The sequence below is a fragment of the Streptomyces pallidus (ex Mingjun et al. 2026) genome (assembly GCF_051550185.1).
GTDB lineage: Bacteria > Actinomycetota > Actinomycetes > Streptomycetales > Streptomycetaceae > Streptomyces.
In genome coordinates this window covers 7639054-7654777 of record NZ_CP196181.1, presented here as the reverse complement: position 1 = coordinate 7654777, position 15724 = coordinate 7639054, and the positions used below count along the sequence as shown (strand labels likewise).

The following is a 15724-nucleotide window of genomic DNA, read 5'->3' as shown; positions in this document are numbered from 1 at the left end:
CCCGCGGCCAGAGCCCTACGAGGCAGCGGCGAGGACAAGAAGGGGCCTTCCGCCCGGATCGGAGCACACGGCAATTCACATCAGCGGTCACAGCCCGCTGAAACTGACTACGCCAAGTCGACGATCATGGACTCGAGACGGTCGCGGGGAGCGGCTATGCGGACAGTCGCCGGAGCCATTCCGTCAGAAGTTGCTGTTCGGCCTGGCTGAGGGCGCTCTGGCCGGGCAGTGCTGCGCGCAGGGCACGGGCAGCGCCACCCGGCCCCGGTTCCTCCACGGCCGGCTCCTGGGTGGTGATGGCGGTGATCATCGATTCGCGCAGGGCGACAAGGAGCGCGGGGTCTCGCTCGGGCTCGGGGACCGACTGCCAGGTCAGGACGGCGCCGCTGGCGGTGGCATGGACCATCTGGGCCGCGAGTCCCTCTTCCATGCGCAGGAGCCCCGCGGCGGCGATGCGGCGGATTCGGTCCATGAGGTGTTGGAGGCCGATCCGGAACACGGTCGCGGACCGGGCGGGTTCTCCGTACATCAGTGCGTACAGCGCGGGGTTGGCCAGTCCGAACTCGACCACGGTGTCCCAGCCGTCGCGCAGTTCCCTGACCGGATCCTGCGGTGCGGGTTCGATCTGCTGCTTGGCCGCCAGGAACCGGGTGAAGCCGTGCTCGGCCACTGCGTCCAGCAACCCCTCCTTGTCGCCGAACAGCCGGTAGAGGGCCGGTGGCTGGAGTCCGGCGGCGTCGGCGACCGCCCGGGTGGTGACCGCGTCGCGGCCCCCGCGCTCCAGCAAGCCGGTCGCGGCCTCGATGATCCGGCGACGCGTCTGCTCTCGCGCGGCAGTGCCGGGCTCCGCGGCCCGCCGGGCGAGGTTCGGTTCAACAGGCATGGAAGCAACGGTAGCGCCTCCGGGACCGCGACGCTATCGCTGTTATCGATTCCATGTTTCCGTCGACATTATCTACGGTAACGTTGAATGAGTATCACTGGAAACATCGGTGCGAGGAGAAGCGTCATGACCGACCGTTTGCGGATCATCGGGGTGGAAGAGACCGTCGTCGTACCGGCCGTCTACGAGGCGTACCGGCGAGCCGGATCGCCGCAGGTCTTCTCGCGCGGCTTCGGGGACAGCCCGATCGCGAGGAACCTGCACGAGGTCGGCGAGCAGCGGCTGGCCCACATGGACGACCAGGGCATCGACGTCGCCGTGCTGTCCCTGTCGTCTCCAGGCGTGCAGGACCTGCCCGAGGCCGACGCCGTCGCGGTGGCGCGCGAGGCCAATGACCAGCTCGCCGAGATCGTCGCCTCCCGGCCCGACCGCTTCCAGGCGTTCGCCGCGATTCCCACCCAGTCGCCGGCCGCGGCCGCGGCCGAACTGGAGCGCGCCGTCTGCGAGCTGGGCTTCCCCGGCGCCATGCTGTACGGACGCACCGGGGACAAACTGGCCGACCACCCGGACAACGACGAGCTGTACGCGACGGCCGAGCGTCTGGCCGTGCCGCTGCACTTCCACCCGCAGACACCGGTCCAGCCCGTCATCGACGCCTACTACTCCGACCTCCCCGAGCCCATGGGCTCCGTTCTGGCCGGAGCCGGGCTCGGCTGGTACTACGACCTCGGTGTCCAGTACCTGCGCATGATCTTCTCGGGAGTCTTCGACCGGTTCCCCGACCTGCAGGTGATCGCCGGGCACTGGGGGGAGGTCGCGCTGTTCTACCTCGACCACACCGGCTTCTTCGGCGAAGCAGGCCGCCTGCGCCAGCCCCTGGCGGACTACTTCAAGCAGAACTTCTGGGTCTCCGGCAGCGGCACCAACAGCCCCCGCTACCTGCGGTGGACCGCCGAGGTGATGGGCACCGACCGCATGCTGTACTCCACCGACTACCCCTTCACCTACGGCTTCCGCCCCGGCGGTTTCCCCTACGTCGACACCAGCAACGGTGAAGCCCGCTCCTTCCTGGAGAACTCGCCCTTCACCGACGAGCAGAGGGCCGACATCGGCCACCGCAACTGGGAACGCCTCACCGCCCGCGCCAGGCGCCCGACGGCCTGAAGCCCCCGGAGGCCGGCCGGAACCGTGCGGTCCGCGGACATCCGCCACTGCTGGTTCGGCTGCCCCGTGCAGTCCCAGAGCCGGGCCGGCGACGCGGTCGCGCTGAGCACTCGGCGCCGGTAGGGGTTCCAGCGTGCGGCGTGGAGGCGAGGCACCGGGGCAGGCTGCCCATGGAAACGTGGTCGCAGGGACGCTCGGTCCACTTCGGACGAGCTGCTGACCAAGCCAGCGGGTGGGCCAGGTCGGTGCCTCTGTCCGGCAGAGATCTCGTACGAACGACGGCCCTTGACGGAGCGCCCGTTGTGTTGCGAGTCATGCCGGATCACCGGCGTCGAACCTGGCAGCAGCCCGTCCCGGGCCGCAGGAGAACTCTCACCGGTACGCGGGGGCCCGCCGGCCTCCGGGCCCGGCGGCTGTTCCGAGGGCCGGGCCCGGATGTGTCGTCAGCGGCAGAACGAGGCCGCCGTTGGGGGTTTCGCCGTGCCGCAGGGCAACAAGCGGCGGGGGCGCTCGTGGCGCGTACCGGTCGGGGTCGGCTGCGGGGCGGCGGCGCTCGGGCTGGCCTCGCGGCCCGGGAGGGCTTGGAGGCGGCCGATGGCATTGCCGAGGAGTTCGGTGAACCAGACGTTCCGGTCAGGTCCGGTCGCGATGTTGAAGGGCACTTTGTCCGGACCGCCCGGTACCGGGAACTCGGTGATGCCCCCCGTCGGGGTGATCCGCCCGATGCGGCCGAACTGGTCGGCGTACCACATGTTCCCATCGGGGCCGCGGGTGATTCCGTCGGCGCCGCCGCCCGGGTTCGGCCGGGGGAAGAGCGTGAGGGAGCCCGACGGGGTGATCCGCCCGATCTGGTCGGACGCGGTGAACCACATCCCGCCGGGGCCGGCCGCGATGTCGGACGGGAACTCGAACCCGGTGGGCAGCGGGTACTCGGTCACGTTGCCGAAGGAGTCGACACGGCCGATCTTGCCGGCGATCAGCTCCGTGAACCACACGCCGCCGGGGCCGGCCGCGATGTGGTACGGGAAGCTGTCCGGTGTGGGGATGGCGTACTCGGTGACGGTGCCGTCAAGTCGCATTCGCCCGATCTTGTTCGTACCGTTCTCGGTGAACCACAGGGCACGGTCGGCACCGAGTGTGATGCCTGTGGGAAAGCTGCCCGCCACGGGCAGGGGGAACTCCGTGACCGCGCCCGCGGTCGTGATCCGCCCGATCTTGTCGGCGGCACCCTCGGTGAACCACAGGGCGCGGTCGGGGCCCTGTGTGATGTCGAAGGGGAGGCTCGCCTCGGTGGGAACGGCGTACTCGGTGAGAATGCCGCCTGTCGTGATCCGTCCGATCTTGTCGGTACCGGACTCGGTGAACCACATCGCCCGGTCCGGACCCGCCGTGATCCCGGCGGGAAAGCTCTCGGGCGTCGCGATCGGGTACTCCGTCACGTCCCCCACGTCGGCCCGGGCGGGAGCGGCCTGCACCGCGACCGCGAGCAGTACGCCCAGCCAGACGGAGAGCAGGCGGTTGAGTCGTCGGGACGTCGGCGTGCCCGGCATGGAGCATCCCCCCTTGTGGTGAACGACCGGAGAGTGACAAGTGACGGCTTACCAGCTCACGCTCGGGCCCGCCCGGTTCGCGCCACCGAGTCGGCCGCGGACCAGCCGACTGTCGTAGCGGGCAGGCATTGCGGAGTACCGCGCGGGCACGTCAGGTGCACATGCGGCCTCGCGCCGCCCGGCAGTAGATGCTCCGCCTTGCCCGTACGGCGCCTCCGTCCAAACCGCGGTCGTCGGCACGCACTCCAAGACGTGCGCCGGGCACGTAGAGCGACTCCAGGAACCCTGCGCCCTCCGGCTGCCGTCGGCTGCCGTCAGCCGCGCGTTTACCACCCACGCCATCGCGCACCCGCATCGAATGGCCCCGGGCTCAGCGCGGGGGCACCCCCTACGGCCTGGCCGCGTCGCATCACGGTCAGCGCGACGGAAGCGGCGCACGACGGGACCCGCGGGCAGTGCGGCCCGTCGGGCCGTTCCCCGGGCTAACGTCGGCTCCATGAAGCGAATCCGAGCCGTTCTCGTCGACATCGACGGGGTCCTCACGGTGTCCTGGAAGGCTCTGCCCGGTGCGGTGGCGGCCGTGCGGAGGCTGCGCGCATCCGGTCTCGGCTTGGTGTTGCTGACGAACACCACCTCCCGGACCCGCGCCTCCATCGCCGCGCGCCTGTCCGACCTGGGTTTCCCCGTCGTCGAGCAGGACGTCCTGACCGCCCCGGCCGCCACGGCGGCCTACCTGAGCGAGCATTTCCCCGGTGCCCGATGTGTGCTGCTCAACAGCGGGGACGTGCGGGACGACCTGCCGGGGGCCACCTTTGTCGACGAAGGAGAGGTGGACGTGGTCGTCCTGGGCGGAGCCGGCCCGGAGTTCGACTACCAGGCCCTGAACCGGATCTTCGGACACCTGCAGCGAGGGGCCCGTCTCGTGTCGATGCACCGTAACCTGTACTGGCGTACCGAGGGAGGCCTCGACCTCGACACCGGAGCCTTTCTCGAAGGCCTGGAGAAGGCGGCGCGCACGCGGGCGGAGGTAACGGGCAAGCCGGCTCCCGCGTTCTTCGAGAGTGCTCTCGCCCAGCTGGGCGCCGACCCCGCCGAAACGCTGATGATCGGCGACGACATCGAAACCGACGTGCTGGCCGCGCAGCGCTGCGGCATCACCGGCGTCCTGGTGAAGACCGGCAAGTATGCCCCGGAAACCCACCACGGCGCCTCCGGCACCCCCGACCACGTCCTCGATTCCTTCGCCGACCTGCCGGACCTCATCGGCCGCCTCCGATGACCCGCGGGCGCGCTGCGGGTTACCCGGCTCGCTCCTCGTCGGACATCGCGGCGCCCCTCACTGCCCGGCACCCGGGTGACCGTCGCTGCTGCCAGGTGAGCAGGCCTCGCCGACGCCGACGCCGAGACCGGTGAGCGGCGCGCCGCGACCGGCCGGATTCCGGTCACGGTTCCCGCGCGGGACCTGCTCGCGCGGACCGGAGCGCGGTCCAGCGCCTGGCCCCTCGCCGCCGTCGCACCGTTGCGCGGCATGCCGATCAGGTCGGGGAATGGCCGTAGGGGCTGTGCATGGTGAGGAAGCTGATTTCCAGATCGGTTTCGAGGTATTCCATGCGCCGGTCCCAGAACTCGCGCAGGTGCGGCAGCGCGAGGTGCGCGTCGAGGTCGGCTTGCGAGCGCCACGCCTCGTAGAAGACGAACACGCCGGGGCGGTCTCGGTCCTCGTGGAAGTGGTACTCCAGGCAGCCGGCTTCCCGCCGGGTGGGCTCGACGAACGACAACAGCAATTCCTTCAGCTCCGCGGCGCGTTCCGGCCGTGGACGGGCGGTCCCGACGAGGGTGACGAGTGGTTCGGTCATGGGTTCCCCCTGGTTGAGGATCCGGTCGCCCGCGTGTGCAGCCGAATGAGGTAGGTACGGCTATTTTCGTACCTACGACACGCTAGCGATCTTCAAGGTACGATTCAACTCGTACCTGATCGATGCGTGCCGCACACGACCGTGGGGGAAGACCCGTGCCCGACGCAGAAGGCCACCCGGACCTTGCCGAGATGGAGCTCGGCAAGGTCCTCGCCGCCCTCGCCGACCCGCTCCGCCGCACGGTCATTCGCGAACTGGCGGCGGCGCCCACGGGCACCGCCCGCACCTGCAGCTCGTTCGCACTGCCCGTGTCGAAAGCGACCGTGACCCACCACTTCCGCGTCCTGCGCGAAGCGGGCCTGATCCAGCAGGTGAACCGTGGCAACAGCCGCATGGCCACTCTGCGCCGCGCCGACATCGAGCAGCGCTTCCCCGGTCTCCTCGCCCTGTTGGCCGCGGAGACGCCATCGTGACCACCCACCCGACCGACGGCGTGCGGCTGCGCCGGCTTCCGGGGTCGCCTGCTCGGTGCGCGCCGCATCCGGCACCATCACGGTCGTTGGCTCACCCGGCCAGCGATCATCTCCCTGGGCGGCCCTCCTGACCCGCCATCGGCTCGGCAGCCGCGGCCGGTGTGGCCGGTGCGGCGGTCAGGGGAGGATCTCGACGTACCCGTCGGTGCCGTGCACGCGAATCCGCTGGCCGTCCCGGATCAGGCTGGTGGCCCGCTCCACGCCGACGACGGCCGGCAGACCGTACTCACGGGCGATCACCGCCCCGTGGGTCATCAGGCCGCCCACCTCGGTCACCAGGCCCGCGATCCGGACGAACAGCGGCGACCAGCTGGGATCGGTGAAGGCCGTGACCAGGATGTCGCCCGCTTCGAGATCGGCCTCCGCCATGTCCAGGACGACCCGGGCCCGTCCCTCGACGGTCCCGGCCGAGACCGCCACGCCGGCCAGGGCGCCGGCCGGGACGTCGTCTCGGCGGTAGGAGCCGGTGAAAGCCTCGCCGTCCGAGGTGAGCACCCGGGGCGGAGTGAGCGCGTGGTGCGCCCGGAACGCCTCCTTGCGCTGCCTGACGAGCCGCGGGTCGACCGGCCGGCCCGAACGCACGACCTCGTGGAGTTCCGGGAAGGTGAGGTGGAAGACGTCCTCCCGCTCGGCGAGCACGCCCGCCTGCAGGAGACGTTCGGCCTCCGCCATCAGGGCCTGCTTGTAGACGAAGTAGCGGCTGATGATGGCGTACTTGGGGTACTCCCGGTACCCGATGAAGGTGCGCACCCGGTGGATCATCCGCTGGGTCTCGTCGGCCTTGCGGTCCCCGTCCGGCAGGGCGCGCAGGCGTGTCAGCACGTCCTGTTCCATCTGGTGCGCCTTCTGCCGCCCCAGCTCGAAGCGCCGCTCGGCGGCACCCGGCTCGAAGGTGCGCACGTGGTCGAGGATCACAGGGACCAGCGTGCTGGGGTGTTCGCGCCAGCGCGGCCTGGTGATGTCGATCTCGCCGACGCAGCGCATGCCGTACCGGTCGAGGTAGGTGTCGATGGCGTCGCGGGCCTCGGGCCCTCCCGGGAGCTTCGCCAGCTCGTCCAGGAAGCCGTCGTCCTGCACGTCGCGCAGGAACGCCACCACCTCCGGCAGCGGGCGGATGACGTCCGCCACGTCGAGTAGGGCCAGCCCCATCTGCGAGGTGATGTTGTCAGGGGCGGACAGCGTCAGCGTGTCGGCGGCGTTCTTCTCTCCGAGCCACTCCCCCAGCTTGTCGTTGAGCCACCACGTGGCCTCCATGCCCGCCATGATCGCCTGAATGCTCTGCGGATCGCTGAGGAGGCGCTTGTGCTCCTCGAAGGCCTCCAGCAGGAAGTCGAACAGAGCCGGTCCGCTCTTCGTGCGGATGTCGCTTTTCAGGGCGGCGAGGGAGGCACGGCTGCGCTCGATCAGTTCGGTGACGATGGCCGGATCTGTCTCGATCGGGTCGGGCGCACCGCCACCGCCGGGCGGCAGGCCGCCGGGGTCCAGCCCTGGTTGAGGCAGCGAGGGAGCGAGGTTGTGGTGTGCGAGGACCGTCTCCAGAGCGTCCCGGACCAGCGGGTCGCCCTTGCCGAGGGCGTCCAGGAGGGCGGTGCGGCTCGCGGGCGAGGCCAGGCGCTGGGTGACGTCCACGAACAGCCGCCCGCCTGCCTCGTGCATCGGCACCATGGCCGTCAGCTGCCACATGGAGAACCCCAGCGGCTTCATGGGATCCGTCATCATCTGCCCGTGGCCGACGGAGACGTAGACGTGGTTGTCCCGGTCACTCCTCTCCGGGACGGGGAACAGCGTCGTGATCGGCCGGCTCTGCACGATCCGGAAGCCGTCGTCCACCAGGCACCATTCGATGTCCTGGGGGCAGCCGAAGTGCGCTTCGATCCGCCGCCCGAGCTCGACCAGCCGTAGGGCCTGCGCATCCGTCAGCGCCGGCTGCGCCTGCTGCTGCGGGTGGAGCGCCACCTCGTGCGTGCCGCCGGCCGGCAGGGCGGTCAGGGCGCGCTGTTTGGCCGTGATGGTCCGGGTGACGACCTTGCCGTCCCGCACGGTGAAGACGTCCGGGTTCACCAGGCCGGAGACCAGTGCCTCGCCGAGGCCGAATCCGGCGTCGATGGTGGCGACCTTCCGGTTGCCCGTGACGGGATCGGCCGTGAACAGGATGCCGGACGCGTGCGGGAAGGCCATCTGCTGCACGACCACGGCCATGTGGACGGTGCGGTGGTCGATGCCGTTGCGAAGGCGGTAGGACACGGCACGCTCGGTGAACAGCGAGGCCCAGCACCGGCCGATGTGCTGGAGGATCGCCGTCGGCCCCACGACGTTGAGGTACGTGTCGTGCTGGCCGGCGAAGGAGGCCGTCGGCAGGTCCTCCGCCGTGGCGCTGGACCGAACGGCGTATGCGGCCCGTTCGCCGGACCGGGCGAGTGCGCGGGTGATCGCCGCCGCGAGATCGTCCGGGACCGCGGTCTTTTCGACGGTCCGGCGGAGCTGCGCGCTGAGCGTGCGGATGGCTTCCCGGTCGTCCAGGTTCACGTGCGACAACCGATCGAGCAGGTCGCCGACCGGGGGTGCCTGCGCGATGATCCGCCGGAAGGCTTCGGTCGTGACACAGAAGCCCCCCGGGACGCGGACTCCTTCGATGCGCGACAGCGCACCCAGGTGCGCGCCCTTGCCGCCGACGGTCGCGACCCGGGTCGCGTCCACTTGGTGAAAGTCCCACACGTACTGCTCGTCCACTGCGATGCCTCCGGGGCGGTCATGGCTCGGGCGACGATTCTGCGCCCTGCCCGGGGCCTTGCGGCAAGCCCCGGGTCGCGCTATAAGTTGAGAGTGGCAAGGAGAGTGCTCTCCTTGCCTTTTTCGTTTGCGGCCCATGGCGGCACCCGAGCGGGATTCAGGGCGACTCAGCACCCTTTGACCCTGTGACGCCCCTGACGCCGGTCGATGCGCAGCCGTTGGCGCCCCTCCAGGAGGGAGGGCCGGCGGCGGTGTCGCGCCGTCGGCCCGAGGGTCACTGCCTGGCGTGGGCCGGCGACGTGGTCAGCCTGGAGCGGACCACGCCCTCGTCGGATACGGCGATGTGTTTCCGCTCGAATCCGGCCGTCTCCAGGAGCGTGAGGGCGAGAGCGGCCCCCGCAGGGGCGCGGCGCCAGCGGGCGTGGAAGGCGCTGGGCGTGGAAGGCGCTGGCGCTCCGGAACTCCCGGCCCGGCTTCCCCGTGTTCCGAGGGCCGACCGAGACAGCCGAACCTCTTTTCGTCCTCTTGACGATATAACCGTGCGGCCATTATCGTCACTCAGACGAATAAAGGGGGTTCACCATGGCCGACATCACCCGGCGCTTCGGCTGGCGTCATCTGCGCTCCGCGCCCAACGCTCACGTCCGCCACCACAGGCGTGGCCGACTCGTCCATGACGGCCGGGGGCTCAGCTTCTGGTACCGGTCGCTGTCGGCGGCGCTGTCCGAAGTGCCGGTCGACGACCGGGAGCTGGCCATGGCCTTCCACGCCCGTACGGCCGACTTCCAGGACGTCACCGTGCAGGCCACCGTCACCTACCGGATCAGCGACCCGGCCGAGGCTGCGGACCGGCTCGACTTCTCCGTCGACCCGGACACCGGGAGCTGGCGCGGCGCTCCCCTGGAGCAGATCGCCACTCTCCTCACCGAGACCGCACAGCAGCACACCCTGGACGTACTGGCCCGCACCCCGCTGGCCGCCGCCCTGGTGGATGGCGTCACCTCCGTGCGGCAGCGGGTCACCGACGGTCTCGCCGCCGAGCCCAGGCTCCCGGCCACCGGCATCGACGTGGTGGCCGTACGCGTCGTGGCGATACGCCCCGAGGCCGAGGTGGAGCGCGCCCTGCGCACCCCGGCCCGCGAGCAGATCCAGCAGGAGGCGGACCGGGCCACCTACGAACGGCGGGCCGTCGCCGTCGAGCGCGAGCGTGCCATCGCAGAGAACGAGCTGGCCAGTCAGATCGAACTGGCCCGTCGTGAGGAGCAGTTGGTCGACCAGCGCGGCACCAACGCCCGCCGCGAGGCGGAGGAGAACGCGGCGGCGGACGCCGTACGGACCGAGGCCGAGGCGGCCCGCAAGGTCTCCCTGGCCCGCGCGGACGCCGAAGCGGCGCGCGAGACGGGCGCGGCACGCGCCGAGGCCCAGGCCGCCTGGCTGCGGGTACACGGCGAAGCCGACCCGGGCACGCTGCGCGCCATGGCGGCGGCCCGGCTGGCGGAGAACCTGCCGCGGATCGAGAGCATCACGCTCTCTCCGGACGTCCTCACCGGACTCCTCACCCGGCTCGGGCGTCCCGAGGGCGGAGCGGGCGCGTGAGCCTGGCCCCGCGGGCCGTGCTCGTGCACCGCAGGACCGAGTACGAGGAACTCCTCGCCCGGCACGGGACGCACGGGCAGGCCGCCTTCTTCCTCTCCAGCCGGGGCCGCTCGATCGACGAGTTGGTCCGCCGCCACGACCGCGTGCAACAGGCACTGCGGGAGGTGGCGGCGGCCGTGCCGCTCACCTGGCGCAGCTCCCGGGTGGAGCGGGCGGACCTGGACCGCTTCCTGTTCGCCCCGCAGGACGTGGTGGTCGTGGTCGGCCAGGACGGCTTGGTCGCCAACACCGCGAAATACCTGTGCGGGCAGCCTGTCGTGGGCATCGACACCGACCCGGGGCGCAACGCGGGAATCCTGGTCCGTCACCGCTGCGCCGACACGGCCGCCCTGCTGCGCGCCGCGGTCGCCCCCGGGGGCCGGGCGGACGAGCTGACCATGGTCGAGGCCGTCGCCGACGACACCCAGCGCATCCTGGCGCTGAACGAGATCTACCTGGGCCCGCCCGGCCACCAGACGGCCCGCTACCGCCTGGGCCCGGACACGGAGAACGGCCCGGGCGAGGCCCAGGCATCCTCCGGAGTGCTCGTGGGCACCGGCACGGGCGCCACCGGCTGGCTGCGCTCCCTGTGGCTGGAGCGCGGCAGCACCGCGGCACTGCCCGCACCGTGCGACCCGCGGCTCCTGTGGTTCGTACGCGAAGCCTGGCCCTCGCCCGCGACCGGAACGAGGAGGGTCGCCGGTGAGCTCGGACGGGCGCAGAAACTGCGCCTGACCGTGGAGTCGGATCGCATCGTGGTCTTCGGAGACGGAATGGAGGCCGACGCCCTGGAACTGACCTGGGGCCAGAGCGTACGAGTGGGCATTGCGGGAACGTCGCTGCGGCTGGTGACGTGAAACCGCGGCTTGTCCGCCCGGGCGTCCGCGGGGGCTGTGGGGGGCTTCGTACCGCGCCCGGCCCGGGAGTCGGCGCCGCTCACGCTCCCCTGGGAACAGGCACGCTCACGGCAGCGGCCGGCTTCCGGACCGGCATCCCCGACATCCGACACCCGACATCCGGCACCGCAGCCTGGTCGCCACCGCAGCGCGGTACGAGCAGCAAGGAGACCGGATGGGCCAGATGCAGCCACGCGGCCGCACGCGTGAAGCCGCCCTGCTCGACGGCGGTGACGAAATGGCGCAGCTGCCGGAGTCCCATAACCAGCGATGCTGGGTGGCAGCAGAACCATCTATTGGCCATATGGATCAGCGCCCCGCAGGCTTGATCGCATGCAGATCAAGGACGCCATAGCCGCCGAACGCCGCGAGCTCGCCGACCTCTTCGACGCCCTCGGGGACAAGGACTGGAACGCCCCCAGCCTGTGCGCGGGCTGGACCGTCCGCGAGGTCGTCGCCCACATGTCGATGGGGTTCCGGCTCTCCCTCCCCGCCACCCTGGGCGAACTGCTCAAGGCCCGCGGCAGCCTCCACCGCATGACCGACCGCGTCGCCCGCCGGGACGCCGCCGCCCACAGCCCCACCCGGCTCAGCGCCTTGCTCCGCGACAACGCCCACCACCCGTGGACCCCGCCGGTCGGCGGACTCACCGCCGCCCTCGGCCACGACGTCGTCCACGGCCTGGACGTCACGACCGCCCTCGGGCTCGACCGGCGCGTTCCCGAGGCCCGGCTGCGCATCCTGCTCGACGACCTCAAGCCGCGCGGCCTCAGGTTCTTCGGCGTCGACCTCACGGGGGTCCGGTTGTGCGCGCAGGACATCGACTGGTCGTACGGCCTCGGGACGGCGCCCGTGTACGGAGCCGCCCAGGACCTCCTCCTGCTCGCCTTCGGCCGCCGTCTGCCGTCCGGCCGCCTCGGCGGCGAGGCTGCCGACCGCTTCACCGCGCGGTGAAGGCCGTGCGCTCCCGGCTCCTCCTGGGCCTGGCACTCCTCTCCACGGGCCTGGTGGCCGGCGCCTTCGGCTACGGGGCCGCCAACCTCGTCCCGACCTTCAACGCGGTGCCGATCGAGATGCGGCTCGGCTTCCACGCCGAACTGATGAAGATGAACGGCATCACCATGCAGGCCACCATGGCGGCCTCGGCCCTCAGTACGCTGGCGCTCGCCGCGTCCGTACGCGGCCGGGCCCGCCGCCAGGCCGGGGCAGCGGGGCTCCTGACCGTTGCCCCGTTCCTGATCACACGGTTCGGGAACGTCCCGATCAACGGCCGCATCAAGGCATGGGCCGCCACCACCGCGCCGCCTGGCCACGCGCGGATCCTGCACCGCTGGGAACTCTTCAACGACGCCCGCACCGGCACCGCCGTCCTCGCCTTCGTGCTCCTCATCGCGATCGCCCTCACGCCTTCACGTGCTCGTTCGACGAACGCGTAGCCCACGGCCCGTCCCGGATCGGCTTGCGCTGCTCGCCGCCGCTCCTCCATCGGATCTGTGCGCCCGCGTCATCGAGCCGGCCATCCTCCTCGCCCGGGCGATGTCCTGGCAGAGCTCCAGCACCGGGCGTCGGTGGGGACGCGGTGGGTGCACGTGCAGCGGGTTTCAGCGCGGACGCAGCGAGACGCCTTGGCGCTCGATGGTGTCCACGGGCGCCATCCAGTAGAAGCTCGTGCCCGGCAGGCGCCTGGTGATGGCACCGACCAGGCGTCCCGACTCGTCCAGGACCCCTGCGCCGGCCGCCACGTCACCGATGCGCGCCTCGTTGGGCTCGATGGTCAACGTCATGTCGAGCTGCCAGTCTCCGTCGGGGCCGCTCGGTCCCAGTACCGTGCCGGCCAGCCACAGGCCCTCGAGTCGGTTGTCGCGGCGGCTGGTGTGCGTCAGGTAGGCCCTCACTCGCCCGCCGATCGGTGGCGCGGGAGCCCATCGGGCGGCGGCCGCTCCTTGGAGGGGATGTCTGGGCGCGAGAACGGTGAAGCCCGTCCTGCTGGTTCCCCGCATGAGCACATCCGCTTCGGACCCGTTCTGCGGTCTGTCGACGGATCGCACCTCGACGCGGTCCCCGTTCAGCGGGCCGGATTCCTCAGCCAGGTCCAGGCTCTGGGTGAGGACGGTCCCGTCGTGCAGGAGGACGCCCGACCAGGTCTGGCGGCGAAAGTACACCAGGAGCGCCGATCGGGAGGGGGCGGGCGCGCGTACCGTTCCGTCGCCCTCCTCGACTGCCTGCTGGTACAGCCCCAGGAAGCGGCTGGCCTCGATAGCGGGGTTCCTGCCGTCGATGGCCCGGCCGGCGAACCAGCGCACGAGGCTGTCCAGTTGCCAGGCGGTGGGCCACCGGGTGCCGTTGAGGACCTTGGACACCAGATCCCGGTCCATGGTGGCCCGGAAGTCGCCGTCGGCCAGACCTGCGCTGATGGTGCGCACCCCTGGTGTATCAGCCGCCCGGTACAGACCGTGCAGGCTTTCGAGCAGAGTCCTTCGCGGTCCGGCGGGAAACTCCTCCACGGGCGGCATCCGCACGCCCCTGGCCCCTCGACGCTGCATCCGGCTTCTCCTGGCAGGAAGTGTCAGCGAGTGTCAGTGCGGCCAAGGCTGTCAGCGGTACTCGCACCAGGTCAAGGGGGTGGGGTGGGGGAAAGTGTCAGAGGCGTGCGGGGCACTTCCGAGGGCTGCGCGTAATGGAGAGCGGGTCACCGTCGGTGCCCCGCTTCCGCAGCGATCTGCCGCGGCCGGCGTTGGCCGCGCTCGCGCGGCGGCAGGCTCTACCCCGTAGGAGTGACGATGTCCTCTCGCCGTCGGCGTCAGCTGCCTCAGGTGCCCGCTGACTTCCTCGTCTTCTTGTCCGTGCTGACGGTCGTCACGGTGCTGATCGTGATCGGCCACACCAGCCCGCAGGAGATGGCCGGATACGCCACGGCCGCGACGGCCCTGTTCGCGGCATGGCGGAGCCCCCGCGACGGCGGCCCGAGGGGAGGGAGCTGAGGCGCGACGCCCGTAGCCACGCCGCAGTGGCTGGGGGCTCGCGCCGGGTGACAGGAGACCTCACCGAGGAGCAGGCCGGGTCGGGGTGACGGTCGGGTCCCCGCCAGACCTACCCGTGCCTGCAGTGAGGGGCGCGGGCCGGGGTCAGAGGCGGACGATGACGAGGGCGATGTCGTCGCGGGCGCCGCCGGCGACCCCGAGCCGGGCGAGGAGGGCGTCGGCCAGTCGCTCGGGGCCGAGGGCGGCCAGGTCGGCGAGGGCGGTGGTGAGCCGGTCCAGGCTGGTGTCGACGTCCTCGTCGCGGCGTTCGATCAGGCCGTCGGTGTAGAGGAGGAGGGTGTCGCCAGCCCGGTAGGCGGTGCCGGCCTGCGGGCGCGGAACGTGCTCCGGGCGCGCGCCGAGCGGCGGGTCCGTGGCCTTGTCCAGCAGGTCGAACGTGCCGTCGGCATGCAGCAGCACCGGGGGCGGATGTCCGGCGCTGGAGTAGACGAGCAGCCGCGTCCGGCAGTCCACGAGCACGGTGACCGCGGTCGCGGCCAGCGCCCCGTCGACGGAGCGGGCGTACATGCCCAGTACCTCCAGCGCGCTGGCCGGGCCGGTGACCGCGCGGCAGGCGGCGGACAGGGCGCTGCGGAGCATGCCCATGACGGTGGCGGCTTCCAGGCCGTGGCCGACGACATCGCCGACAGCGACGGTGAACCGGCCGTCGGGCAGGTCGACGGTGTCGTACCAGTCACCGCACACGTTCAGCGACCCGATCGCGGGCAGGTAGCGGACCGCGACGTCGCTGTGCCGGGCCAGGTCGGGAGAGTGGAGCATCGCCTCCTGCAGGGTGACCGCGACCTCCCGCTCCCGGGCATGAGCAGCCCGTAGTTCCTCGTTCAGGCGTTGCAGCTCACGGGACCTGACGTACAGCTCGGCTTCCATGCCCTCCTCACGCCCGGTCGTCCGCCCGCCCTCCCCGCGGAAGCGTCGGGACTGCACGAAGGCGGTGACGTCCTCGACCCGGTGGATGATCCACGCCACCCGCCCGTCCGGACCCATGACGGGGGTGTTCACCGGTGACCACCAGCGTTCCTCGAACGTCCCCGGCCGTTTGGGCTCCGGGATGTCGTACTTCTGCACGGCCATGGTGTCGGTCTCCCCGGTGGCCAGCACCCGGCCCAGCGACGCGCCGAGGTTCCTCACGCCGTCCGCGCCCGGATCGGCGGGATTGTCGGGGAACGCGTCGAACACGTGCTGCCCGACCAGTTCCTCCCGGCTGCGGCCCGTCGCCCGCATATAGGCCTCGTTGACCGCCACGATCACCAGATCCGGCGCCAGCACCAGATACGGACTCGGCGTCGCCGCGAACAACGCCCTGTAGTCGATCTCCGGCTTCACCAGCCGTCCGCTCCTCACTGCCAGGCCCGGTGCCTGCCCTGCCGCCAAGCTACGCACCCCCACGGGCGTGCGCTCGTCAGCGCATCCGGTCGGCGCGCCCGAGTGAGGGAAGG

The 15724-nt window shown here is 71.3% G+C and carries 14 protein-coding genes; 8 read left to right on the top strand and 6 right to left on the bottom strand.

All coding sequences use genetic code 11. From position 1 onward, the window contains the following. Positions 1-154: 154 nt before the first annotated feature. Positions 155-883: a TetR/AcrR family transcriptional regulator gene (locus tag ACSHWO_RS34280; RefSeq protein WP_438318535.1), complete on the bottom strand. Its 729-nt coding sequence runs from the start codon at positions 881-883 to the stop codon at positions 155-157. Between the two features lie 126 nt (positions 884-1009). Here ACSHWO_RS34280 and ACSHWO_RS34275 point away from each other — a divergent pair, with 126 nt between their 5' ends. Continuing rightward, entirely contained in the window at positions 1010-2047 is a 1038-nt protein-coding gene (locus tag ACSHWO_RS34275) for an amidohydrolase family protein (RefSeq protein ID WP_438318532.1), read from the top strand. Positions 2048-2490: 443 nt separating this feature from the next. Here the strand turns inward: ACSHWO_RS34275 and ACSHWO_RS34270 are convergent, their stop codons facing one another. Further along, positions 2491-3597, bottom strand: a complete 1107-nt coding sequence (locus ACSHWO_RS34270) for a Vgb family protein (RefSeq protein ID WP_438318529.1) — start codon at positions 3595-3597, stop codon at positions 2491-2493. Positions 3598-4093: 496 nt separating this feature from the next. On the opposite strand from ACSHWO_RS34270, the gene ACSHWO_RS34265 reads away from it, so the two are divergent. Further along, the gene (locus tag ACSHWO_RS34265; protein ID WP_361094166.1) at positions 4094-4876 is read left to right on the top strand and encodes a TIGR01458 family HAD-type hydrolase; all 783 of its coding nucleotides are present in this window, start codon (positions 4094-4096) and stop codon (positions 4874-4876) included. Positions 4877-5132: 256 nt separating this feature from the next. On the opposite strand, the gene ACSHWO_RS34260 is transcribed toward ACSHWO_RS34265, so the two are convergent. Beyond that, positions 5133-5453 (bottom strand): putative quinol monooxygenase, encoded by a 321-nt coding sequence (locus ACSHWO_RS34260; protein ID WP_361094163.1) that lies wholly within the window; start codon positions 5451-5453, stop codon positions 5133-5135. A gap of 155 nt (positions 5454-5608) precedes the next feature. Between ACSHWO_RS34260 and ACSHWO_RS34255 the strand changes: the two genes are divergently transcribed. After that, a complete protein-coding gene (locus tag ACSHWO_RS34255; protein WP_438318525.1) occupies positions 5609-5926 on the top strand; it encodes an ArsR/SmtB family transcription factor in 318 nt (105 codons plus the stop codon). A gap of 177 nt (positions 5927-6103) precedes the next feature. Here the strand turns inward: ACSHWO_RS34255 and rph are convergent, their stop codons facing one another. Beyond that, positions 6104-8716: a rifamycin-inactivating phosphotransferase gene (gene rph / locus ACSHWO_RS34250; protein ID WP_438318522.1), complete on the bottom strand. Its 2613-nt coding sequence runs from the start codon at positions 8714-8716 to the stop codon at positions 6104-6106. Between the two features lie 582 nt (positions 8717-9298). Here rph and ACSHWO_RS34245 point away from each other — a divergent pair. From ACSHWO_RS34245 to ACSHWO_RS34230, 4 genes are all read left to right on the top strand, one after another. After that, the gene (locus ACSHWO_RS34245) at positions 9299-10312 is read left to right on the top strand and encodes an SPFH domain-containing protein (protein WP_361094154.1); all 1014 of its coding nucleotides are present in this window, start codon (positions 9299-9301) and stop codon (positions 10310-10312) included. Further along, positions 10309-11208 (top strand): hypothetical protein, encoded by a 900-nt coding sequence (locus ACSHWO_RS34240; protein ID WP_385808545.1) that lies wholly within the window; start codon positions 10309-10311, stop codon positions 11206-11208. The genes ACSHWO_RS34245 and ACSHWO_RS34240 overlap by 4 nt, the downstream gene beginning before the upstream one ends. A 372-nt stretch (positions 11209-11580) precedes the next feature. Further along, complete coding sequence (locus tag ACSHWO_RS34235; RefSeq protein ID WP_438318517.1) at positions 11581-12201, top strand: maleylpyruvate isomerase family mycothiol-dependent enzyme; 621 nt, start codon at positions 11581-11583, stop codon at positions 12199-12201. Between the two features lie 5 nt (positions 12202-12206). Then, complete coding sequence (locus ACSHWO_RS34230) at positions 12207-12683, top strand: DUF1772 domain-containing protein (RefSeq protein WP_438318514.1); 477 nt, start codon at positions 12207-12209, stop codon at positions 12681-12683. 165 nt (positions 12684-12848) lie between these two features. Here the strand turns inward: ACSHWO_RS34230 and ACSHWO_RS34225 are convergent, their stop codons facing one another. Continuing rightward, positions 12849-13670, bottom strand: coding sequence for a hypothetical protein (locus tag ACSHWO_RS34225; RefSeq protein ID WP_438318511.1), 822 nt, complete (start codon positions 13668-13670; stop codon positions 12849-12851). A gap of 390 nt (positions 13671-14060) precedes the next feature. Here ACSHWO_RS34225 and ACSHWO_RS34220 point away from each other — a divergent pair, with 390 nt between their 5' ends. Then, positions 14061-14228, top strand: coding sequence for a hypothetical protein (locus ACSHWO_RS34220; protein WP_438318508.1), 168 nt, complete (start codon positions 14061-14063; stop codon positions 14226-14228). A 144-nt stretch (positions 14229-14372) separates the two neighbouring features. On the opposite strand, the gene ACSHWO_RS34215 is transcribed toward ACSHWO_RS34220, so the two are convergent. After that, positions 14373-15611: a PP2C family protein-serine/threonine phosphatase gene (locus tag ACSHWO_RS34215; RefSeq protein ID WP_438318505.1), complete on the bottom strand. Its 1239-nt coding sequence runs from the start codon at positions 15609-15611 to the stop codon at positions 14373-14375. Positions 15612-15724 lie beyond the last annotated feature (113 nt).